The following is a 22,430-nucleotide window of genomic DNA, read 5'->3' on the forward strand; positions in this document are numbered from 1 at the left end:
CTCATTTCAAGGCTCTCTCTACGGCGTCGGTGAAGACTTTGGGCGAGGCCAGCTGCATTTCGCGGCTGGCGATTTCCACCGCTACTTGCACGGTGCTGGCGCGGGTCAAGCGTTCGCCGCTGGCCAGGTCGGTAATCAGGTAGTTCACCTTCAAACGGTTCTCCCATTCCACCAGGCTGGCGCGCACATTGATGGTCTGGCCGAAGGTCGCGCCGCGTACATAGCGTAGCTGCATGTCGATCACTGGCCAGGCGTAGCCGGCTTCGAGCATCGCCGTGTAGTTATGGCCGATCTTGTCCAGCAACGCACAGCGCGCCACTTCCAGGTACTTCACGTAGTGCCCGTGCCACACCACGTTCATGGTGTCGATGTCGAAAAACGGCACGAGGATTTCAGTGTCGCTGTGCAACACGCCGGGGCTACGCATGCAGCCTCCAGTGTTGCGCGGCGATGCGTTGCAGGCACAGGCGCAGTTCGCCTTCCAAGGCGCGGTCTTCGATGACCGGCGCAAAATCCTGGGCCAGTTCCGCGTGCATCGCGGCCAGTGCCGGTGGCAGTGGGCGGGCATCCTCGGCCTGGGCGCGCAGCCACACGCCCTGGTTGGCGGCGAGCAGGGTCGCGGCGGCCACCTGTTCGGTCAACTCCAGCACGCGGATCGCATCGCGGGCAGCGATGGTGCCCATGCTCACCTTGTCCTGGTTGTGGCACTCGGTAGAGCGTGAGAACACGCTGGCCGGCATGGTGTTTTTCAGCGCTTCGGCGGTCCAGGCGCTGGTGCCGATCTGCACGGCCTTGAAGCCATGGTTGATCATCGCGCGATCAGCCGGGGCGCCCGACAGGTTGCTCGGCAGGCCATGGTTGTAGCGCACATCCACCAACAGTGCGAGCTGGCGGTCGAGCAGGTCGGCAACGTTGGCGACCAGGGTCTTGAGGCTGTCCATGGCGAAGGCGATATGCCCGCCGTAGAAGTGCCCGCCATGCAGTACGCGTTCTTCTTCAGCGTCGATGATCGGGTTGTCGTTGGCGCTGTTGAGCTCGATTTCGATGAACGAGCGCAGCCAGCTCAAGCTATCGGCCAGCACGCCGAGTACGTGGGGTGCGCAGCGCAGCGAATAGCGATCCTGCAAGCGATGCAGCGGTGCGGTCGGTGCATCGATCGCCAGGTCGTGGCGCAGCCACGCAGCCACTTGCATCTGCCCTGGGTGCGGCTTGGCGGCGAAGAGGCGCTCGTCGAAGTGTTCCGGGTTGCCTTGCAGCGCCACCACATTGAGCGCGGTGATGCGCGTCGCCAGGTGCAGCAGGTAGTCGGCGCGGGCAAAGGCCAGGCAGGCCAGGCCAGTCATCACGGCGGTGCCGTTCATCAGTGCCAGGGCTTCCTTGGGGCGCAGGACCAACGGCTCCCAGCCCAGCTCGCGGTGAACGTCGGCCGCCGGACGGCGTTCACCACGGAATAGCACCTCGCGCTCGCCGGACAAGGTCGCGGCCACGTAGGACAGCGGCGTCAAATCACCACTGGCACCCACCGAGCCTTCTTCCGGGATCAGTGGCAGCACATCGTGTTCGAGGAAGGCGTGCAAGCGCTCCAGCAGCTCCACGCGTACGCCCGATACGCCATGGCACAGCGACTGCAAACGCGCCGCCAGCACGGCACGGGTGGCTTGGGCGTCGAGCAACGTGCCCAGGCCGCAACCGTGAAAGGTGTACAGATGACGCGGCAAGGCTTCGACGTGCTCCAGCGGCACCGCCACTACGCAGGAGTCGCCGTAGCCGGTGGTCACGCCGTAGATCACGCCTTCCTTGTCCAGCAGCGAGTCGAGGAACTGCGCGCCCTTGGCGATGCGTTGGCGGTACGCGGCATCGTCCTGCAGGCGAGTGGGTACCTGGCGGTTGGCCAGGGCCAGCACGTCTTCGATGCGCAGGGGGCGTTCACCAAAGGTGATGGGCTCAAGAGGCGTCGTCATCGGTCTTCCAGAAAGGGTAAAAGTTGAACCATTGTTGGGGCGCTTGCAGGCAGAACTGGCCCAAGCGTGCGGCGTAGCGGGCGGTCCACAGGGCGATGACCTGCTCGCGGGTACTGCGCTTCCACTCGATCAAATCGGCAAAGGGCTCGATAGTCAGGCGATAGCGGCCCTGGTGCTTAAGACACATCAGCAGATTGACCGGGCACTTGAGCAAGCCCGCCAGCAGCCATGGGCCTTGGGGAAATGCCGCCGTATGGCCGAGGAAGTCCACGCGCACCGTACGCCCGCCGTGCAGCGGGATGCGGTCGCCGGCAATCGCCAGCCACTCGCCATCGTCCAGGCGCTGGCTGAGCAGCAGCATGGTGGCCGGGTCCAGTTCGCTCACCTGAATCAGGCGCAAATGGGTCGCGCCGGCCTCGCCCAGCAGGCGGTTGAAACGCTCGGCGTGCTTGGTGTGCACCAGCACATTCATGGTGACCTGCTCACCAATCTCCGCGAGGGCGCGGCACACTTCCAGGTTACCCAGGTGCGCACCCACCAACATCTGCCCGCGCTCGCCACGCAGTTGACTGCGCAACTGCGCCGGGTCGTTGATCTCGATTTGCTCCAGGCGCAGCTTGCCGTTCCACACGTCCAGCTTGTCCAGCAGCGAATCGGCGAAGGCCATGAACTGGGCAAAGACGGTGCGGTGGCTCGGCAGCAAGTCATCGCGCCCGCTCCATTGCGCCAGCCGCTGCTGGTATTGCCACGCGCTGTGGCGTGCGGTGCGGCCGAACAGGAAGAAGTAAAAGACGATGCTGTAGAGCAACGGGCTCAATAGGCGACGGCCGAGGACTTTGACCGCGACCGCGGTGAATTTCATCAGCCAGAAGCTGCCGCGTTCCTCGCGGTCGGCCCAATGTTTGGTGCTGTCGTTCATGCTTGCCACCGTCGCCACAGGATCATCGGCGCACGCACGAGCATGCCGAAGAACAACCGTGTGTGCATGGCGCTGATGCGCAGGTTGTCACGCAACAAGCGAAAGTGCGACAGGCCGTCGGCGGGGTAGTGCACCTGGGTGGGCAGCCAGCGCATAGGCTGGTTGCGCCAGGCCAGGCGTACCAGGATGTCCGAGTCGAAATCCATGTGCGTGCCGATGTAGGCCGAGTCCATCAGCGCCAGGGTCGGCGCCAGCGGGTACACGCGAAAGCCGCACATCGAGTCGCGAATCTCAAGCGACAGGGTATTGATCCACACCCACACGTGGGTCAGGTAACGTGCGTACAGGCGACCCTTGGGCACGCTGTCGTCGTATTCGGGGTAGCCGCAGATAACGGCGTCGGGATGCTGGCGTGAGGTGTGGATAAAGGTCTCGACTTCGCGCAGGTCGTGCTGACCATCGGCGTCCACTTGCAGGGCGTGGGTGTAGCCCAGGCGCGCTGCCTCGCGAAAGCCGGCCATCACGGCGGCGCCCTTGCCCTGGTTGCTGGGCAGGGTCAGCAGGGTGACGTTGTCCAGCGTCGCCAGGTGCGCCAGCACGGCTGCGCAGGCGGCGCTGCTGCCATCGTCCACCAAGAGGCAGGGCAGGCCGCTTTTCAGCACACTGTGGACCACGGCCGGCACGGCGGCTTCGTGGTTGTACACCGGGATTAAAGCGCAGGGGTTATGCATGATGGGGGGCAACCGATACACCGCGCCGCCTGCATCGCAGGCAAGCCAGCTCCCACATTGGATTTGCTGTGCACACAAGATTGTTGGCCGACACTGATCCAGTGTGGGAGCGGGTTTGCCCGCGATTGAGCACGAAGTGCTCACCCGGCTTATGCATGCGCGGCCTCCAGCACGATCCGCCCGCTTGAGCACGCCGCAACCCCATTGCGATAGGCGAAGTACAGTTTGCTACGCTCCCGATCAAAGCGCAGGTGCAGTTCGATGTGATCGCCCGGGCGCACCAGTTGCTGGAACTTGAGCACTTCCATGCCGGCGAACCGGGTTGGCAGGTCGAGCAATTGCTGGCCCAGGTTGAACGCCCATTCCACCTGCACCACCCCCGGCAATACTGGGGTGACCGGGAAGTGCCCGCTGAAATAGGCCAGGTCCGGTGGGATGCTCAGTTGCAAGGTCCATTCACCTTCGGTTTCGACTTGCGCCAACACCTCTGGGCCCTTGGGGCGAGGCGCCAGCAACAAGGCTTCGACATCGGCCTGAGGCAGCTTGCCCTGGCTGTTCAGCGGCAGTTGGCGCAGCAAGCGCCAGCGGCGCGGCAAGGCCAGGGCCTCGCAATGTTGGCTCAAGTGCTGGCGCAAGGTTTGGGTGAGCGTGCGGCGGCCCTGGTTGCGCAGGGCATGCAAGCCATCGCTGCTGAGCACCACCAGCGCGCCGAGGGAGGCGCGGTTTTCCTGCACCACGCCCAAGCGGGTTTCGGCGACCCACGGGTGGGTCATCAACGCCTGTTCGAGCATCGGCAGGGAGATGCGTTTCTCTTCCAGCTTGACGATACGGTCCAGGCGGCCCAGCAACTCAAAACGGCCATCGGCATGGATGCGTGCAGCGTCGGCAGTCTGTTCGATGTGCCCTTCGGGCAGGTATTTTGATGCGATACGCAGAGCGCCGTCGGCATCCTGGCTCAGTTGTACATCGGCAAACGGCTGCCAGGGTTGCGCACCCTGGCGCCAGGCGATGCCGCCGGTTTCCGAGCTGCCGAGGATTTCCGTCGGCCATTGCTGTAAACGGTCGTAGAGGCTGCCGGCAGCTTCAATCGGCAATGCACCGCCGGAGGAAAACACTCGCGCAACCTGGCTCAGTGCCGGCCAGTCGAGGTTGTCGCCCATGCGCTTGAGCAACGCCGGGCTGGCCACCCAGGCAAATTGCCGGTGCTCTCGGCTGGCGCGCTGCATGTCTTCGGGGAACGCCAGTTGTTTGCGCACAAAGGTGCGACCTGCGCACAGCGGCCACAGCACGCGAAACAGCAAGCCGTAGATATGCTGGGTGGCGACACTGCCGATGATGCAGGCGTCCTTGAGGTCTTTGCCCCACAGGGCCTCCAGCGCCTCTACTTCATTGGCCAACTGGCGCAGGGACTTGTCGATGCGCTTGGGCTCGCCGCTGGAGCCGGAGGTGCACAGGCTCAGTTGGCAAGTGTCCAGGTCGAGGGCGGCGGCGCTCAAGGGCACTTGATACAGCGCGTCCAGGTCGCTGGCTTCGACCAGCCAGGCATCCACGGCAGTGGCCCAGCGTTGGCGCGTCTGGGGTTGCAGGTCGGCGGGCAGCAGCACGCTCGCGCCTGCGCGCCAGGCGCCCAGCAGCGCAATCGCCAGCAGCCCGGCGTCTTCCAGGTGCACGGCCAGGCGCCGGATACCCCGGGCTTGCAGGCCCGCCGCCAGGCTCAGCGACTGCTCCCACAGTTGCGCGTGGTTCATGAGGGGCTCGGTGGTCACCCCGCGATCTTGCAGTGGCTCAAGCAGCAAATGCTCAAGTTTCAACCCTTTCATACGCGGCCTCGAACCCTTTGTCGTACCAGCCATTCCACGGCAAACAACAGCCCCATCAGCCCGTAGGCGATCAGGCCGTTGTACAACGTCCACCAGCTCAGCGGCGCCCACAGGGTGAGCGCGGCGGCGAGCAGGCCATTACAGAGAAAAAACACACTCCACACCAGGGTGACCCGGCGGGTATACACCACCCCGTGGGGCGGCAGGTGCGGGTCGGTCATGCGTGCCAGGCGCTCGACCATCGGCGGGCCGTATTTCAGGCTCAGGCCGAACAGCGCCAGCATGAACCCGCTGACCAGGCTCGGGTACCAGCGCAGCCACTGCGGGTTATCGAACCATGCCAGTGCCAGGCAAAACACGATCACCACCACCGCCATCCAACGGCTGCCCGGGCGCCGCGCAGCGGTGAGCGCGCGCAACAGCCACAGGCTGCCCAGCAGCAAGCCGAACTGCCAGGGTGCAAAATGCTCGGTGCCGTAATACACGGCGAAGGGGTACAGCAGCCCCGCCAATAACAGGCCAAGGCCGATCAGCCGGCTCATGCGGCGGGCTGGACCAGACGGTACACCGCCTCTACCACGTCGTTCACCGTGCGTACCGCCTTGAACTCTTCGGCGGCGATTTTCTTGCCGGTCTGGCGCTTGATGTGGTCGATCAGGTCCACGGCGTCGATGCTGTCGATTTCCAGGTCCTGGTACAGGTTGGCGTCGAGGGTGACGCGTTCCGGGGGCAGTTCAAACAGTTCCACCAAGGCGTCGCGCAGGGTGTTGAAGATATCGTCACGAGTTTGCATGGTACGGTCTCAAGCTGCCTGTCGGGCCGTGACGAACGCCGCAAGGCTGGCCACGTTGGTGAAGTGATTGCGGGTGTCCTTGGCGTCGGCATCGATTTTGATGCCGTATTTTTTCTGGATCGCCAGGCCCAATTCCAGCGCATCGACCGAATCCAGGCCCAGGCCTTCGCCAAACAGGGTCTGGTCGCTGCCAATATCGTCGACGCTGATGTCTTCCAGGCCCAGGGCCTCGATGATCAGCGTCTTTATGTCGTGCTCAAGGCGGTGTTGGTCGCTCATCTTCGGCGAGCTCCTTAATGAAATAGTGATGCAGGTGATCGTTGAGCTTGCGTGAAGCCTGGGGCGCGGCGCCGAGCGCGGCGAACGCCTGTGGTTCTATATCGGCCCCCACGCGCAAACTGAAGTGAAATCGACGGTGGGGGATGCGATACCAGGGTTCGGCCTTGGTCAGGGTGGTGGGGCTGACCTTGATCACCACTGGCGTGATGATTGTCGCACCACGCAGCGCAATGGCCGCACCGCCGCGATGAAAGGCCGGCGCCGCGCCCGGCGTGGTGCGGGTGCCTTCGGGAAAGATGATCAGCGTCTGGCCGGCGCGCAGGGCGTCGGCTGCGGCATCGAGCATGTCGGCACTGCCGTCATTGCTGATATAGCCGGCATCGCGCACCGGGCTGCGGGTGAACGGGTTCTGGAACAGGCTCTGCTTGACCACGCAGTTGGTCTGGCGCATCAGGCCGATCAGGAACACCACGTCGATCAGCGACGGGTGGTTGGCGACGATCATCTGGCCAGGGCGGCCAAGCTTTTCGGCACCCTCGACGCGGTACGTGAGAATGCCCAGGCCCTTCATCAGGCGAATGAAAAACCAGAACAGGCAACTGATGGTGTGGCGTGCGCGCCGTTGATGCTGGCTGGCGTCGCCCGGCAGGCAACTGAGCAACGGAAATACCAGCAAACGCAGGCACAGCCCGCCGATGCCAAACAGGCAAAAGCTGAGGGCCGTGGCGAACAGGCGCCAATAATAGGCCTGCCGTGGCTTGTGGGTCAGGGCTTGCGTTGCCAGTTCCATACTCGGTTCTTCCAGGCATGTTGGCAGGCGCCCTGTTCGGTCAGCAGGGTGCGCAGCAGGTTCAGGGCGTGGGGCCACTGGGTTTGAGTGAGTTGGACAGTGCCGGTGGTGAGTTCCAGTTGCCACTCGTCGCCCGGCGTGAGCAACAGGCCGAGGGCGTAGGGGAAGGGCACATCCCTAATCCAGCTGGCGTAGGCGTGGGGCGGTTGTTCTTCGGTGATCACCAGCAATACGGCGGCGGCGCCTTCGTTGAGCAATGCGGCGGCTTCGAGCAGGCCGTGTTCGAGGCCATCGCCGGCGGCGGCGAGGGCGGTCATCTCGCTGGTTTCATTGCGCAGGATCGACCACAGGCCAATCACCGCGTTATGCACCGACAGGCTGAACTGAGTGGGCGACAGCGGCTGCTCGTTGGCCAGGTCACTGAGGATGTCCAGGGTGCGCGGGGTTTCGCCGTGGCGGGAAATAAACACCAGTGGCAGGTCTTCAAGGCCCTCGGCCAGCGGCCAGCCGACGCTGAACGCCATGCGCGCCAGCCGGCTCAGACGGCGGCGCTGCATGGCTGGCAAAAATGACACATCGGGGGACGCTTCGCTGACAGGCGGCAACACCGGGTCCCGGCACCAGGCGTACCAGTCGTCCGCACTCGCAAGGCCAGGAGCCCAGGCGCGCCATTGGGCGATGTTGAAGTTGATCACTGAGAAGTTATCCCGCCCCTGCGGGCTTCCATGTGCGGCCAATGGCCCCGGATTCCGGGACAGGGAGCAATGGCCGTATGGCGCGCATTATCCCGGTGCTGTGGGGTTCTAGCAAATAGTGGTGAAAGTTTGTTCACTAATGATCACAAATAAGTTGGAAGAATTTGCAGATTATCGGCGATCAAAGGCCGGACTCGATCGTTACGCGGTTTCCATTCATTTGTGAGCCAGACAGCGCGCAAGGATGAACGAGGTAGCTAACCGGCGCTTTTGCGCTCTACACTCGGGGGATTCATTGATACACGGAGGTTTTTCCATGCGGCGCGTGGTGTTCAATCAAAAAGGCGGTGTGGGCAAGTCCAGCATCGCCTGCAACCTGGCGGCGGTCAGCGCCAGCGAAGGTTATCGAACCCTGTTGGTGGACCTCGATGCACAGGCCAACTCAACCCAGTACCTCACCGGGCTGACGGGTGACGACATCCCCATGGGGATCGCGGATTTTTTCAAGCAGACGCTGTCTTCCGGGCCGTTTTCGAAGAAGAACAAGGTAGATATCTACGAAACGCCGTTCGACAACCTGCACGTGATCACCGCCACCGCCGAGCTGGCAGACCTGCAGCCCAAGCTCGAAGCCAAGCACAAAATCAACAAGCTGCGAAAGCTGCTGGATGAGCTGAGCGAGGATTACGACCGGATTTACCTGGATACGCCTCCGGCCTTGAACTTCTATGCGGTTTCGGCGCTGATTGCCGCTGATCGGGTGCTGATCCCCTTCGATTGCGACAGCTTCTCGCGCCAGGCGTTGTATGGCCTGCTAGCAGAGATCGAAGAATTGAAGGACGACCATAACGAAGGCCTGGAAGTGGAAGGCATCGTGGTCAACCAGTTCCAGGCCCGGGCGAGCCTGCCGCAGCAGATTCTCGATGAGTTGATTGCCGAAGGGCTGCCGGTACTGCCGGTGTACCTGGCCAGCTCCGTGCGTATGCGTGAGTCGCACCAGGAGAGCAAGCCGCTGATTCATCTGGACCCACGGCATAAGCTGACGCAGCAGTTTGTGGAGTTGCATAACTTACTTGAGAACGCCTGACCCCACAGGCAACACCGAACACTGTGGGAGCCGGGCTTGCCCGCGATGAGGGCGGCACATTGAGTCAATGTGTCGCTTGGAACACCGTTATCGCAGGCAAGCCAGCTCCCACAGTTTGGATTGCATGCCGGCAGGTCAGTTGGATTTGTCCCACCAGGTATGTAGGAAGGGTCTGGCAATTGGGCTTGTGCCTTGTAACCTTGCCTACAGCTACGCCAGAATCCGCCGGCTTGTGCGTCTGGATGGGCGTCTCTAAGGTTTGCCGGTCGCTGAATGTTCAGTGATCGGGTTTAGTAGCCCGACCGACCAAAGCATGTGCACCTGCTCCAAAAGCATGGCGTTTATCGCCTATCTGATGGTGGCTGTGCGCAGGGCACCTTCGGGTGCGCCGGTCTTTGCTTTGTTCCCCGGTCTACTAACCTGCGTACAGCTTCCACCCTTCGTTTAGTAGCGAAACGGTAGTGGCCCTATCAGGGAACAAATGCATGTCTATCCGTCTTTTCAATGTTTCACCCAACCTCCCCACCGAAACCCTCGTACTCAACAGCTACGAAACCTTCTCCTCGGTGCGCACCTTGCTGCTCAACCTGTCCAACGACCTCACCGGCGAACACCGCGACGTAGCGCTGGCCATCCACCAGTTAAGCGAACTGGGCGTCATGCTGGTCAGCCAGATGATGGACCGCGAAGCCCCGCTGACCTAACGCATGAAATGCATCTAATGTGGGAGCTGGCTTGCCTGCGATGGCATCACCTCGGTGTACCAGGCAGACCGAGTCGCCTGCATCGCAGGCAAGCCAGCTCCCACATTGACCGAGTTGATGGAGGGGGGATGTTTACACCCCCTGGCTACGCAACCAACTCATCAACTGCGGCAACGGAAATGCCCCACTCTGGCGCGCCACTTCGCGGCCGTTCTTGAACAGTATCAAACTGGGAATCGAGCGAATCCCCAACTGCGCCGACAGCTGCTGGTTAGCCTCGCTGTCCAGCTTCGCCAGCCGGCACTTGCCTTCCAACTGCCCGGCGGCCTGTTCGAATACCGGCGCAAACGACTTGCACGGCCCGCACCAGTCGGCCCACACATCGACCAGCAGCGGCAGGTCGCCCTTGATCTGGTTGGCATAGTCACCCTGTTTCAAATCAAAGGGTTTGTTCAGCAACACCGACTGCTTGCAGCGCCCGCACTTGGGCGCATCACCCAGGCGTTCGCCGGGGATGCGGTTGAGTCCGTTGCAATGTGGGCAGGGGATGACAAGAGGTTCGGACATCAGGGGCTCCTGGGGTTTGGCCAGTTGGGTATTTGGTGTCGAGACAGAGGTTTATCAAGGATATAGATACTTATTCGCTCACATTTTCGTCCTCGCCAGCGTGAACGGTGTGGCTAGGCTTTTTGTTGGGCGCCACCGGTCTGTTTGCGGCTATAGCAAATTGCGATAGTTCGAATTCAGGTTTAACCTTCATAGCAAGATGCGATAAGGACGTTGCATGCGAGTCATCAGTGAAAGCAGGATCTGGGAAGCAAAAGGAAAATGGCCGCGCTCTGCAACGGCTCTGGATCAGTGGTATCGCGTGATCAAGCGCAACGCCCCCAAGGACTTTGCCGCAATGAAAGCCATGTTTCCCGCCACCGACAAGGTAGGTGAATTTCACGTATTTGATATTGGCGGTAACAAGCTGAGGTTGATTGCGTCGGTGCAGTATCGAATGCAGCGCGTTTACATCAAACACCTGCTTGACCACCGTGATTATGAGAAAAACAAATGGAAGGAAAAAATCAGATGAGCGCACTTATGCGAGTGGCGGCAGAGCACTGGCAGTTCGTTTCGCCTGTGCTGCGCAAGCCGGAAAACGAGGCAGACTACGACGCATTGGTATGCGGTTTGGATGAGCTATTGAGCTTGGTGGGTGAAGACGAGGACAGCCCGCTGATGAGCCTGGTCGACATTCTGAGCGACTGGATCGAAGCTTATGATCGTGAGCATCGCCCAATGCCCGTCGCCAGCGGGGTCGATGTGCTGCGCTACATGATGCGCGAGCACAATCTTACCCAGAGTGACCTTCCTGGCGTTGGGGCGCAATCGGTTGTCTCGCAGATACTGAGCGGAAAACGCCAGCTCAACGTGCGCCAGATTCGTTGGCTTGCCGAGCGTTTCGGGGTGTCAGTGGAGACCTTTATCTAAGAGGTCAAGACGAACAACTAATCTCCAAATGCTTGCCCCAATCCGGCGGTCGTTGCGCGTACTGCTCCATCCCCGCTTGTTCCTCAAACGGTCTGGTCAGCACGTCATGCAGCCGCCGCACTTCGCTGTAGTCGCCTGATTCGGCGGCGGCGATGGCGTTTTGGGCCAGGTAGTTGCGCAGGATATATAGCGGGTTGACCGCGTGCATGCGCTCACGGCGCTGTTCCTGGGTGTAATCCCCGTCCCGCGCCACGCGGGCCTTGTACTGCTCGGCCCAGGCGTCGAACCCGGCCAGGTCGACAAAGTCATCACGTAGCCGCGCCACGGCCAGAGCAGCGGGTTCATCGCCCAGGTGGCGCAAGAACAGCGTGTAGTCCACGCCGCTGTTCTGCATCAGCTTGAGCAAGCGCTCCACCAACTGCTGGTCGGCGTCTTCGGCGGTGGTCAGGCCCAGGCGGCGGCGCATCAAGTCCAGGTAGTGCGCCTGGTACAGCGGCAGGTACAGGCCGAGGGCTTCTTTCAGTGCGTCAACGCTGATAAACGGCGTGAGCGCCTGGGCCAAGGCGCTGAGGTTCCATTGCCCGATCGGCACCTGGTTGCTGAAGGAGTAGCGGCCTTCATGATCGGAATGGTTGCAGATGAAGTGCGCGTCAAAATCATCGAGAAACGCGAAGGGCCCGAAGTCGAAGGTAATGCCCAGGATCGACATGTTGTCGGTGTTCATCACGCCGTGGCAAAAACCATAAGCCTGCCACTTGGCGATCATTTCGGCGTTGCGCTCGACGATCTCGCGGAACATCGCCAGGTAAGGCTCGGGTTGCTCGCGGCATTCGGGGTAGTGCAGGTTCAGCACGTGCTCGGCCAGTTCGGCCTGTTGCTCAGGCTTCTTGGTGTAATAGAAATATTCGAAGTGCCCGAAGCGAATATGGCTGTGGGCCAGGCGTAAAACCATCGCCCCGCGTTCCTGTTTCTCCCGCCATACCGGCGTGCTGGAGCCGATCACGCACAGGGCGCGGCTGGTGGGGATGCCCAGCGCATGCAGGGCTTCGGAGGCGAGGAATTCACGAATCGAAGAGCGCAACACCGCCCGCCCGTCGCCCATGCGCGAGTAAGGCGTCATCCCGGCGCCCTTGAGGTGCAAATCCCAATGCTCGCCGGCCTCGTTATAGACCTCGCCCAGCAGCAACCCGCGGCCATCGCCCAGTTGCGGCGTGTAGCCGCCGAATTGATGCCCGGAATACACCATCGCCCGTGGCTCGGCTTCGGCCCACAGTTTGTGGCCGCCAAACAGTTCGGCAAACACGGAGGTTTCGGCCACGGCCGGGTCGAGGTCGAGCAGCGCCATGGCGGCCTTGCTCGCTACCACCAGGCGCGGTTCGTCCAGGGGTTCGGGCAGAACGTGGGTTGAGAACGCATCGCCCAGGCGTGCGAAGCGATTGTCGAAGGTCAGTTCGTCGAGGGCTTTCACCGGCCATCTCCAGCAGAATGTCCGAGCATTCTGCTGGGGATAGGGCATTTAGTCGAGTTTGCTGGGTGGCGGCTCCGGCGCATCCACCACTTTGCCCGCAGGTGGCTCTGGGGCGTCGGGCTGGTCGACGGGCTGCACGATGGTCTTGCGCTCATCCTCGGCCGGCACCAGTTTGTATTCCTGGCCGTGGAGGTTTTTCAGGTAGATCTCCATCTGCCGGAACGAGATGTTGATGTGCTGTTTCTTGAACTCACGGTTGATAAAGCGGTTGACCTCGTCGAGCACCGGGTTGCGGTCGCCCAGGTCGCGCACGTGCATGCGCAGCTCGTGGTCCAGTGTGCTTTCGCCGAAGTTGAGGAAGTACACATGGGGTTCCGGTTCTTTCAGGACCCGAGGGTTTTCCCGAGCGGCTTTCAGTAACAGTTCCTTCACCAGGTCGAGGTCGGAGCCGTAGTCCACGCCGAGTTTGAGGGTCACCCGAGTGATGGTGTCGGTCAGCGACCAGTTGATCAACTGCCCGGTAATGAAGGTCTTGTTGGGGACAATGATGTCTTTATTGTCGAAGTCGGTAATGGTGGTGGCACGAATACGGATCTTGCTCACCGTACCCGACAGGTTGCCGATGGTAATGGTGTCGCCGATGCGCACCGGGCGTTCGAACAAAATCATGATGCCGGAGATGAAGTTGGCGAAGATCTCCTGCATGCCGAAACCCAGGCCCACCGACAGCGCGGCCACCAGCCATTGCAGCTTGTCCCAACTCACACCGAGGGTGGAAAGGGTGGTGACAAAACCCACGCCGGCAATGATGTAGGACAGCAAGGTGGTGGTGGCGTAGGCACTGCCTTGGGCCAGGTCGAGCTTGGACAGCACCAGCACTTCCAGCAGGCCGGGCAGGTTGCGCGCCAGAGCGAAGGTGATACCGATGATAATCGACGCCCCCAGCAGGTCGCCGATGCTGATGGGCACCATGCTGATATTCGCACCGGTACCGCTGGTGTATTCGTACAGCGTGACGTTGTCCAGGTAGGAAAATACCGAGATCAGGTCCGACCACACCCAATACAACGCCGCGATAAAGCCGCCGAGCAGGGCCAGGCGGATCAGGCGCATGGACTGTTCGTTGACCTGCTCGATGTCCAGGGTCGGCTCTTCGATCACCGCTTCGCCGTCACCGGCCTCCTTGGCTGCCTGGCGTTTGGCCAGGGCGCGGGCGTAGGCCAGGCGCCGTGCGGCAACACCCAGGCCGCGCACGAAGGTGGCTTCGATCACCAGCCAGAACATCAGCAGGTACAGGGTGTTGATCAGCCGGTCACTGAGTTTCAGCGCGGTGTAGTAATAGCCAAAGCACACGGCAATAAACAGCGCGATGGGCAGGGCGGTGAACACCACGCCGATTGCTTTGCGAAACAACGAGGCCTTTTCATGGGTTGGGCTGTTCAGCAGCAGGCGGCCCAGCAGCCAGGCCATCAGCCCGTAGCAGGTCAGCACCACGGCGATACCCAACACGTCGTCAGCCAGCGCGGCCGGTTGATGTTCGGCAATTGCGACCACGGCCACCAACGCCAGTACCACCAGCCCGAGCTTGCGTATCCAGCCTTGCAGGAATTCGACCTGCGGCCTCTCCCAGCGAAAGTGCAGCTCCGCCACGCCGCCCGGCGCGAGGATGCGGTAGGCGGTGTAGAACACCAGCCAGGCTTGGGCGATCTGCAGCAAGGCCGCGCCCAGGTTGGCGTTTTGCCCGCGGGCGTCGATCTGCAACGCGTAGCCGCACAGCGCCAGGCCCAGGGCCACGGGCATCGCCAGCAGGATGTTGATCAGGATGGCCTGCGGCGTATGCCACTGGCTGTCGCGCTTGAAGTGGCCGATGTCCTGGTGAACCTTTTTCAGGCGCACATACAGCGCATTGCGCCGCCACAGCAGCGCGCCGATCAGCAACAGCAACGGCAGGAACAGCAGCGGGCGTTGGGTCAGGCCGTCATACAGCTCGCTGACGCTGGACGCCCAGGGCAGGGTGGTGACCTGTTTGCTCAGATGCGCCGGTACGGTTTCCAGCCATTCGGTGTCCAGCGGCTTGTTGCTGGGGATCCAGAACATTTGCTCGTCGAGCGTGGCGCGCAGGGTGCTGGCGGTGCTAAGCAGTTGTTTCTGGTTCAGTTGCAGGGTGATGGACTCGTTGAGCAGTGCGCTCAGTTCGCGGCTCAGGCGTTCCAGCAGGTCGCTGCGGGTGATCGCCACTTCCAGCAGGGTGCGGCGCAGTTGCGGGGTGACTTCATCTGGCGGCTGGTTGGCCAGCAGGTTGTCCACATAGGCGCTGGGGGAGGTGATCAGCTCTCGCTGTTGGTTGACCTCGAACTGGTACAGGCGAATGTTGGCGATGTCGTCGGCCAGGTCTTTGTCCACGGTCAGACGCGGCAGGGCCTGCTTTTGTTTATAGAGAATCTTGGACAGCAGCAGGCTGCCCTTGAGCACGTTGATCTGCTCGTCCAGGGCCGAATCGCTTTGGGTCACGGTGTCCAGTTGCTGCTTGGTCTGCAGGTTTTTCTGGGTCAGGTCGTTGAGGCGGTCGGTGCTTTTGAGCAGGTAGTCGGACAGCTTCAGGTTGTCTGCGCTTTCCTTGGCCAGGATGCTGCTGCCGCCGGCTTTCTGCGCTTCGATGGACTGTTGGGTCACCGTCTGCTGGGACTGGGCCAAGCGTTTCTGGTTGATCAGGGTTTGCAGGTCCTGGATTTCCTGCTCCAGGCGTGCGGTTTTTTCCTGGATCAGGTCATGCTGGCTGTTGCCCAAATCTTGCAGCTGGCTGTTGCCGGCCAATTCCTGGCGGCGCAGGGGAATCAAGGCATTCAGGGCCGCCAGTTCGGCGTTGAGCTGGTTGCGCTGATCGCTGCTGAGGGGCTTGCCGTTGTCTTTGCCAAGCTTGAGCGTCGCGTTGATTTGCTGGATGCGCGTCTGGCTGCTGCTGATTTCGGTCTGAGCGCGCTCGGGGCGGGTCTGGGCGGCGATGGTCAGGCTGTTGGCGTCGGCCAGTTCTTTTTGCAGGTCGCCTTGCTGGGTGCTGCGTTGCACCAATAACTGCTCAAGCTGCGGCACCGGCAGGCTGGCGTAGCGTTGGGCCACCGGAATGATTTTGGTGGCCTTGAGGCGCGCCAGCTCACGCTGGTTCTCATTGGTCTGGCGCGGGGCCTCTTCCAGCTGGCGCTTGAGGTCGGCCAGGCGCTGCTCGTAGTCCTGCTGATTGCCCAGGTAGGTCAGGGTCTGTTGCAGGGTCGCCTGCAGCGCCTTCATGTCGGCGTCAGGCAGCTTGCGGTCGGGCAGTTTATCCAGGCTTTGCTGGACGGCTTCGGCGCTGGGCGGGTCGGCGGCGTATACGCTGCCAACACAAAGGGTCAGGCCCAGCAGGGCAGTGGCGAGAAAAGTACGCAGGGTTGGCATAGAGACCGGTCTTGCAAAGTGAAGAATCGGGGCGTCGTTGTCCCGCAGTTTAGAGGAAGAGTCCGGGGCCCGGGCGACTTCCTTCGGGGAATCTGACGCCGACTTTGCCAATCTTGTTCCCGTCCATGACGGCGACGGTCCAGATGGTGTTGTTCCACTCCACCTGGTCGCCGACTACCGGTGCACCGCCCACCTTCTGGGTGATGAAACGGCTCAGCGGCATGTCCGGGTCGATACCCTCAAGCTTGAGCCCGTACAAGGCGGAAACCGCGCCCAGCTGGGCGTCGCCTTCGAGGACGAAGTCGCCGAAGAAGCGCAAATCGAGGCCCCGTTGCGGTGCCTGGCTGAACAGTTTGCCCAGAGCCGGCAGGTTGTGTTCGTGGCCGATCACACAGAGCAAATCGTCGACTTCCAGCACCGTACTACCCGACGGATGGAGCAGTTGCTGGCCACGAAACAGCGCGGCGATGCGCGTGCCTTCGGGCATTTTCAGCTCGCGCAGGGCCGCGCCGATGCACCATTTCTCGGCGCCGAGGCGGTAGACGAACAGCTCCCACTCGCTGGTGACGTGCACTTCCAGGGCCGCGCGGGAGATCGGTGCCGGGTCTGGCGGTACGGTGACTTTGAGCAACTTGGCCACCCACGGCAGGCTGGTGCCCTGCACCAACAGCGAGACCAGCACGATAAAGAACGCCAGGTTGAAGTACAGCTGTGCATGGGGCAGACCGGCCATCAGCGGGAACACCGCGAGGATGATCGGTACCGCGCCGCGCAGGCCGACCCAGGCGATAAAGGCCTTTTCGCGCCCGTGGAACGCTTTGAATGGCAGCAGGCCAACCATCACCGACAGCGGCCGGGCAAACAGGATCATCCACAGCGCCAGGCCCAGGGCGGGCAGGGCGATGGGCAGCAAATCGTGAGGCGTGACCAGCAGGCCCAGCACCAAGAACATCCCGATCTGCGCCAGCCAAGCCATGCCGTCGAGCATATGCAAAATGCCATGGCGGCTGCGCACCGGGCGGTTGCCGATCACCAGCCCGCACAGGTACACGGCGAGGAAGCCGCTGCCGTGCAGGGCGTTGGTCAGGGCAAACACGAACAGGCCGCCGGCGATCACCAGGATCGGGTACAGGCCGTTGGCCAGGTTGATGCGGTTGACCAGTTGCAACATCAGCCAGCCGCCACCCAGGCCTACCAGGCCACCGATGCCGAATTCGCGGATCAGGTGCGTGAGCAGGCTCCAGTGCAGGCCGGTCTGGCCGCTGGCGAGCATGTCGATCAGGGTGACGGTGAGGAACACCGCCATCGGATCGTTACTGCCCGATTCGATTTCCAGGCTGGCGCTGACCCGCTCGTTGAGGCCCTTGCCGCCCAGCAGTGAGAACACCGCCGCGGCGTCCGTGGAGCCGACAATGGCACCAATCAGCAGGCCCTGGATGATATTGAGGTCGAACAGCCAGGCCGCAGCCATGCCGGTGAGGCCGGTGGTAATCAACACCCCCACCGTGGCCAGGGACAATGCCGGCCACAGCGCCACGCGGAAACTCGCCACCCGGGTGCGCAAACCGCCGTCGAGCAGGATCACGGCGAGGGCGAGGTTGCCCACCAGGTAGGCGGTCGGGTAGTTATCGAAAATGATGCCACCGCCATCGACCCCGGCGGTCATGCCCACGGCCAGGATAATCACCAGGATGGGGATCCCCAGGCGTGACGAAAGCGAACTCACCAGAATGCTCGCAGTCACCAGCAACGCGCCGATCAAGAACAGGCTGTTGATGGTCGTCGCATTCAAAGGCAGTACTCCAGGGCAGGGGAAGACAGGACGCAAACTGACCATGCAGTCTGCGTGCCAGGGATTCTAACCTGTTGAATTGCTGCGCTGTCAAAAAGCTTTTGTGGCTGCGCATCGATCAAATGTGGGAGCTGGCTTGCCTGCGATTGCGGTGTGCCAGGCGCCAGGGGCGTTAGCTGATAGATTGCTATCGCAGGCAAGCCAGCTCCCACAGGGTATGCGGTGTGAGCAAAGGCTTATTTCAGAGGCGGAACCTTCCGACCATCCCGTTCAGGTCCACCGCCAACCGCGACAATTCGCCGCTCGCCGCACTGGTCTGGCTGGCGCCGGTGGCCGATTGCACCGACAGGTCACGGATATTCACCAGGTTGCGGTCCACTTCCCGCGCCACCTGGGCCTGTTCTTCCGCCGCGCTGGCGATCACCAGGTTGCGCTCGTTGATCTCCACAATCGCCGTGTTGATGGTGTCCAGCGACAGGCCCGCGCCTCGGGCAATGTTGAGTGTCGATTCGGCCCGCTCGGTGCTGTTACGCATCGAATCCACTGCATGTTCGGTACCCGTCTGGATACTGCCGATCATGCGTTCGATCTCGCTGGTGGACTGCTGGGTGCGATGGGCAAGGGCCCGTACTTCATCGGCCACCACGGCGAAACCACGTCCGGCTTCGCCGGCGCGCGCAGCTTCAATCGCTGCGTTCAGGGCCAGCAGGTTGGTCTGGTCAGCCAGGCCACGGATCACGTCCAGCACTTTGCCGATATCCCGCGATTCATTGGCCAGATCGCCAATCAGGGACGCTGTGGCCTGCACATCGGTACTCATGCGTTCGATGGCGCTAACGGTTTCCTGCACCAGGTCGCGGCCGTCGCCGGCAGAGGTGGTGGCGTTGCGCGAGGCTTCGGAGGTGCTCACCGCGTTGCGTGCGACTTCTTCCACCGCGCTGGTCATCTCGTTGACGGCAGTGGCGGCCTGTTCGATTTCGTTATTCTGCTGGGTCAGGCCACGGGCGCTTTCGTCGGTGACCGCATTCAGCTCTTCAGCGGCAGACGCCAGCTGGGTAGCGGAGCCGGCGATACGTTGCAGGGTGTCGCGCAGTTTGTGTTGCATCTTGGCCATGGCCGCGAGCAGGCGTCCGGCTTCGTCGTTGCCGTCCACGGTGATCGGGCGCGTCAGATTGCCTTCGGCCACTTCTTCGGCGGCTTCTAGCGCCTGTGCGATGGGCAGGGTGATGCTGCGTGTCAGCAGCCAGGCGAACAGCAAGGTCAGCGCCGTGGCAACCACCAGCAGGCCTACTACCAGGTCAAAGGCCATGTCGTATTGGTCTTTGGCGCGCTGGTTGGTGGCGTTGGCGTCGTCGTTATTGATATCCAGCAAGCGGGTCAAGACCGCATTGACCTGCTCGGAGTTGTCCAGCAACTCGGTGTTGAGCAGGCTGCGCAGCTCGTTGACCTGATTGGCGCGAGACAGGCTCTTCATGCGCTCTTCAATCTGGCGGTACTGACCCAGCAAGCGCACGTACTCGTTGTAAGCGTTGCGCTCTTCGGTGCTGGTGATCAGTTTTTCGTAGATGTCCTGGGCTGTGCGAATCTGCTGATTGCGCAGTTCGAAGGCTTCCAGGGTCTTTTGCTGTACATCTGGCTCGCGGTTGGTCAGCAAGCGGTACGACAGCACGCGCAGGCGCAGGGTCAGTTGGGTGAATTCATCCAGGGCGCGAATGCTGGGCACGCTGGCCGAGGTGATGTCTTCGGTGGCTGCACGAATTTTGCTCATCTGGTTCAGGGCGAACACACCGAGCAACAACATCAAGGCGCCAATAAACGCGAAGCCAAGGAAGGCCCTCGGGGCGATATTCATATTACGAAGAGACATGCTGGAGTCCTGGGGGAGGCGCTATCCATGCGGCCATGAGACGAGGTGTGCCCGCCTTATCGGCCCTGCGACTAAAGTCTTAAGGGGGCGCGCGCTTTTGTCGCATCGGACCAGGGGTTGGGTGAGTTCAGGAACCAGATCGGGTAAATGCAGTCACTAAGGCTCGAAAGTGCGGCCCGGCCTTGCAACATCGGGCTGCGCGGCCGGGGATAACCCTGGCATCCGAGGTGAATTTTCTTTATCGTCACCGCCCTTTTTAAACGCCCGAGAAATCAAAATGTTAGAAGCATCCCTCAGCCAATTGGAACAACTGGTCAGCGACCTCGTACAGCAGAATCAAGAACTGCTGGGCAGCAACGAATCCCTCAAGGCCGAGCTGGCCCGCGCCAAGGACGAAAACGACAGCCTGCAACTGAACCTGATGGAACAGGAAGAAAAGCACGGCGCCACCGCCGCCCGCATCCAGGCGCTGGTTGAGCGTGTAAGTGCAGGGCCTGTCAGCGCATGAGTGAGGGCATAAAGGTCGTTTCGATTCTCGGAGAGGATTACTCGATCAAGGCACCGGCCGGCGAAGATCAGACCCTGATGCATGCCGTGACCATGCTCAAGGCCTCCCTGGCGGTTACCAAGAAAAAGTACCCGACCCTGATCGGTGACAAGCTATTGGTACTGGCCGCGCTGAACCTGTGCGCCGAGCAGATTGAAATGCAACAGGCGCACCAGCAGGAACTCGACCGTTACCAAGAGCAAGTCAGCGCCACGGTCGATGTGATTTCCAAGGTGATCGGTCAGCCCTGAGGGCTAGAACCATTCCTCTTGCATGCCCAGGCACGTATCGTCGCGTGCCTCCAGAATCGCCAGTTCATGATGGCAGCTCGGTACTTCCCAGGTCAGGAAGTACCGGGCGGCCTGGAGCTTGCCCTTGTAGAAGGCGGCATCGGCCACGTCACCCTTGGCCAGCCCTTCTTCGGCGCGGACTGCCTGTTCCAGCCAGCGCCAGCCAATCACCGTGTGCCCGAACACTTTCAAGTACAGCGCCGAGTTCGCCAGGCTGCTGTTGACCTTGCCTTGGGCGAGATCGGTCAGCAGGCCAATCGTGACGCTTTGCAGCCGGTTTACCAGTTGCTCCAGAGGCTCTCGCAGTGCCGTGAGTGAAGCGTGCTTTTGCGCCCGGGCTCCGGTTTCGGCGATCAGGCGAATCAACTGCTTTAAACCGGCGCCGCCGTTCTGCGCCAATTTGCGCCCGAGCAGGTCCAGGGACTGGATGCCGTGGGTGCCTTCATGGATGGGGTTCAGGCGGTTGTCGCGGTAGTACTGCTCCACCGGGTATTCGCGGGTGTAGCCGTGGCCGCCGAGAATCTGGATCGCCAGCTCGTTGGCCTTGAGGCAGAACTCCGACGGCCAGGATTTGACGATGGGCGTGAGCAGGTCGAGCAGTTCGTGGGCTTGCTTGCGCTCGGTGTCGGTTTGCAGGGTGGTGGTGTCGTCGAATAGCCGCGCCGCGTAGAGTCCGAGGTCAAAGGCGCCTTCCACATAGGCTTTCTGGGTCAGTAGCATGCGCTTGATGTCGGCGTGCTGGATGATCGCCACCGGTGCGGTGCTCGGGTCTTTACTATCAGGCAGGCGCCCCTGGGGCCGTTCGCGGGCGTAGTCCAGGGAGTAGAGGTAGCCGGCGTAACCGAGCATCACCGCGCCCATGCCCACGCCGATGCGTGCCTCGTTCATCATCTGGAACATGCAGCTCAGCCCCTGGTGCGGCTTGCCCACCAGATAGCCGACACAGTTGCCGTTATCGCCAAAGTTAAGCGCCGTGGACGTGGTGCCGCGCCAGCCCATCTTGTGGAACAGCCCTGCCAGCAGCACATCGTTGCGAGCGCCCAGGCTGCCGTCCTCGTTGACCAGGAACTTGGGCACGATAAACAGCGAAATGCCCTTCACGCCTGCGGGAGCGTCCGGCAATTTTGCCAGCACCATATGCACGATGTTTTCCGACAGCGAATGGTCGCCACCGGAGATAAAGATCTTGTTGCCCTTGAGCCGATAACTGCCGTCAGCCGCGGGTTCTGCACGGGTACGAATGTCCGACAGGGAAGAACCGGCATGGGGCTCGGTCAGGGCCATGGTGCCGAAGAAGCGCCCGTCGATCATTGGCTGCAGGAAGCGTTGTTTCTGCTCCTCGGTGCCGAAGCTTTCGATCAGGTTGGCGGCGCCCATGGTCAGGAACGGGTAGGACGTCGAGGCGGCGTTGGCCGATTGGAAGTGCGCGAAACAGGCCTGGGACAACAGGGTCGGCAGTTGCATGCCACCTGCTTCAAAGCTACGTGCTGCGTTGAGGAAGCCGGCCTCCAGGAAGGCGTCTACGGCGGGTTTGACTTCCGGGATCAGGATCGCTTGGCCGTTCTCATAACGCGGTTCGTTTTCGTCGTTCTTGCGGTTGTGGGGGGCGAAGTACTTTTCGGCGATGCTGCGCGCCGTGCTGATTGCAGCGTCGAAAGTTTCGCGGTTGTGCTCGGCAAACCGCTCACGCTGGGTCAGGCCCTCGGCATCGAGGACTTCGTACAGCTCGAAAGCCAGATTGCGGGAACTGAGTAGCGTCTCGGACATGGCGGATTA

At 61.8% G+C, this 22,430-nt stretch carries 22 protein-coding genes; 6 read left to right on the plus strand and 16 right to left on the minus strand.

Annotation, left to right across the window (positions count from 1 at the left end; all coding sequences use genetic code 11):
- Position 1: 1 nt before the first annotated feature.
- The 10 genes from MHH62_RS26730 to MHH62_RS26775 form a co-directional block, all read right to left on the minus strand.
- Positions 2-427, minus strand: a complete 426-nt coding sequence (locus MHH62_RS26730) for an acyl-CoA thioesterase (protein ID WP_003187940.1) — start codon at positions 425-427, stop codon at positions 2-4.
- Positions 420-1,961, minus strand: coding sequence for an aromatic amino acid ammonia-lyase (locus MHH62_RS26735; protein ID WP_020301664.1), 1,542 nt, complete (start codon positions 1,959-1,961; stop codon positions 420-422). The genes MHH62_RS26730 and MHH62_RS26735 overlap by 8 nt, the downstream gene beginning before the upstream one ends.
- Complete coding sequence (locus MHH62_RS26740) at positions 1,945-2,880, minus strand: glycosyl transferase (RefSeq protein WP_014716599.1); 936 nt, start codon at positions 2,878-2,880, stop codon at positions 1,945-1,947. Before MHH62_RS26740 ends, MHH62_RS26735 begins: the two co-directional genes overlap by 17 nt.
- Positions 2,877-3,611, minus strand: a complete 735-nt coding sequence (locus MHH62_RS26745; protein WP_014716600.1) for a glycosyltransferase family 2 protein — start codon at positions 3,609-3,611, stop codon at positions 2,877-2,879. The genes MHH62_RS26740 and MHH62_RS26745 overlap by 4 nt, the downstream gene beginning before the upstream one ends.
- Positions 3,612-3,760: 149 nt before the next feature.
- On the minus strand, positions 3,761-5,431 hold the full coding sequence (locus MHH62_RS26750) for an acyl-CoA synthetase family protein (protein ID WP_106111097.1): 1,671 nt from the start codon (positions 5,429-5,431) through the stop codon (positions 3,761-3,763).
- Positions 5,428-5,973 carry a hypothetical protein gene (locus tag MHH62_RS26755; protein WP_336826780.1) on the minus strand — a complete coding sequence of 182 codons (546 nt, stop codon included), beginning with the start codon at positions 5,971-5,973 and terminating at the stop codon, positions 5,428-5,430. Before MHH62_RS26755 ends, MHH62_RS26750 begins: the two co-directional genes overlap by 4 nt.
- Positions 5,970-6,224, minus strand: a complete 255-nt coding sequence (locus MHH62_RS26760) for an acyl carrier protein (protein WP_003187949.1) — start codon at positions 6,222-6,224, stop codon at positions 5,970-5,972. The genes MHH62_RS26755 and MHH62_RS26760 overlap by 4 nt, the downstream gene beginning before the upstream one ends.
- Before the next feature lie 9 nt (positions 6,225-6,233).
- Complete coding sequence (locus MHH62_RS26765; protein WP_032904077.1) at positions 6,234-6,503, minus strand: phosphopantetheine-binding protein; 270 nt, start codon at positions 6,501-6,503, stop codon at positions 6,234-6,236.
- Positions 6,481-7,293: a lysophospholipid acyltransferase family protein gene (locus MHH62_RS26770; RefSeq protein WP_133634080.1), complete on the minus strand. Its 813-nt coding sequence runs from the start codon at positions 7,291-7,293 to the stop codon at positions 6,481-6,483. The genes MHH62_RS26765 and MHH62_RS26770 overlap by 23 nt, the downstream gene beginning before the upstream one ends.
- Positions 7,269-7,988 (minus strand): beta-ketoacyl synthase chain length factor, encoded by a 720-nt coding sequence (locus tag MHH62_RS26775; RefSeq protein ID WP_014716605.1) that lies wholly within the window; start codon positions 7,986-7,988, stop codon positions 7,269-7,271. Before MHH62_RS26775 ends, MHH62_RS26770 begins: the two co-directional genes overlap by 25 nt.
- 316 nt (positions 7,989-8,304) lie before the next feature.
- Between MHH62_RS26775 and MHH62_RS26780 the strand changes: the two genes are divergently transcribed.
- Positions 8,305-9,075 carry a ParA family protein gene (locus tag MHH62_RS26780; protein ID WP_020301660.1) on the plus strand — a complete coding sequence of 257 codons (771 nt, stop codon included), beginning with the start codon at positions 8,305-8,307 and terminating at the stop codon, positions 9,073-9,075.
- 485 nt (positions 9,076-9,560) lie between these two features.
- On the plus strand, positions 9,561-9,779 hold the full coding sequence (locus MHH62_RS26785) for a DUF6124 family protein (protein WP_014716607.1): 219 nt from the start codon (positions 9,561-9,563) through the stop codon (positions 9,777-9,779).
- Positions 9,780-9,911: 132 nt separating this feature from the next.
- Here MHH62_RS26785 and trxC read toward each other — a convergent pair whose 3' ends face one another.
- Entirely contained in the window at positions 9,912-10,346 is a 435-nt protein-coding gene (gene trxC / locus MHH62_RS26790; RefSeq protein ID WP_339232158.1) for a thioredoxin TrxC, read from the minus strand.
- Between the two features lie 217 nt (positions 10,347-10,563).
- Between trxC and MHH62_RS26795 the strand changes: the two genes are divergently transcribed.
- Complete coding sequence (locus MHH62_RS26795) at positions 10,564-10,860, plus strand: type II toxin-antitoxin system HigB family toxin (RefSeq protein ID WP_003187960.1); 297 nt, start codon at positions 10,564-10,566, stop codon at positions 10,858-10,860.
- Complete coding sequence (locus MHH62_RS26800; protein WP_019818320.1) at positions 10,857-11,258, plus strand: transcriptional regulator; 402 nt, start codon at positions 10,857-10,859, stop codon at positions 11,256-11,258. The genes MHH62_RS26795 and MHH62_RS26800 overlap by 4 nt, the downstream gene beginning before the upstream one ends.
- A gap of 4 nt (positions 11,259-11,262) precedes the next feature.
- Here MHH62_RS26800 and MHH62_RS26805 read toward each other — a convergent pair whose 3' ends face one another.
- The 4 genes from MHH62_RS26805 to MHH62_RS26820 form a co-directional block, all read right to left on the minus strand.
- Positions 11,263-12,726: a YdiU family protein gene (locus tag MHH62_RS26805; protein ID WP_020301658.1), complete on the minus strand. Its 1,464-nt coding sequence runs from the start codon at positions 12,724-12,726 to the stop codon at positions 11,263-11,265.
- A gap of 48 nt (positions 12,727-12,774) precedes the next feature.
- Positions 12,775-16,158, minus strand: a complete 3,384-nt coding sequence (gene mscK, locus MHH62_RS26810) for a mechanosensitive channel MscK (RefSeq protein WP_014716611.1) — start codon at positions 16,156-16,158, stop codon at positions 12,775-12,777.
- A gap of 49 nt (positions 16,159-16,207) precedes the next feature.
- Positions 16,208-17,950 (minus strand): potassium/proton antiporter, encoded by a 1,743-nt coding sequence (locus MHH62_RS26815; RefSeq protein WP_014716612.1) that lies wholly within the window; start codon positions 17,948-17,950, stop codon positions 16,208-16,210.
- Between the two features lie 241 nt (positions 17,951-18,191).
- The gene (locus MHH62_RS26820) at positions 18,192-19,817 is read right to left on the minus strand and encodes a methyl-accepting chemotaxis protein (RefSeq protein WP_032904071.1); all 1,626 of its coding nucleotides are present in this window, start codon (positions 19,815-19,817) and stop codon (positions 18,192-18,194) included.
- A gap of 277 nt (positions 19,818-20,094) precedes the next feature.
- Here MHH62_RS26820 and MHH62_RS26825 point away from each other — a divergent pair, with 277 nt between their 5' ends.
- Both MHH62_RS26825 and MHH62_RS26830 read left to right on the plus strand, forming a co-directional pair.
- Complete coding sequence (locus MHH62_RS26825) at positions 20,095-20,325, plus strand: hypothetical protein (protein ID WP_003187970.1); 231 nt, start codon at positions 20,095-20,097, stop codon at positions 20,323-20,325.
- Complete coding sequence (locus MHH62_RS26830; RefSeq protein WP_003187971.1) at positions 20,322-20,615, plus strand: cell division protein ZapA; 294 nt, start codon at positions 20,322-20,324, stop codon at positions 20,613-20,615. Before MHH62_RS26825 ends, MHH62_RS26830 begins: the two co-directional genes overlap by 4 nt.
- Positions 20,616-20,618: 3 nt before the next feature.
- Here MHH62_RS26830 and MHH62_RS26835 read toward each other — a convergent pair whose 3' ends face one another.
- Complete coding sequence (locus MHH62_RS26835) at positions 20,619-22,421, minus strand: acyl-CoA dehydrogenase (protein WP_103451922.1); 1,803 nt, start codon at positions 22,419-22,421, stop codon at positions 20,619-20,621.
- Positions 22,422-22,430: the final 9 nt, after the last annotated feature.

The sequence above is a fragment of the Pseudomonas sp. FSL L8-0168 genome, assembly GCF_037976155.1.
Classification (GTDB): domain Bacteria; phylum Pseudomonadota; class Gammaproteobacteria; order Pseudomonadales; family Pseudomonadaceae; genus Aquipseudomonas; species Aquipseudomonas paracarnis.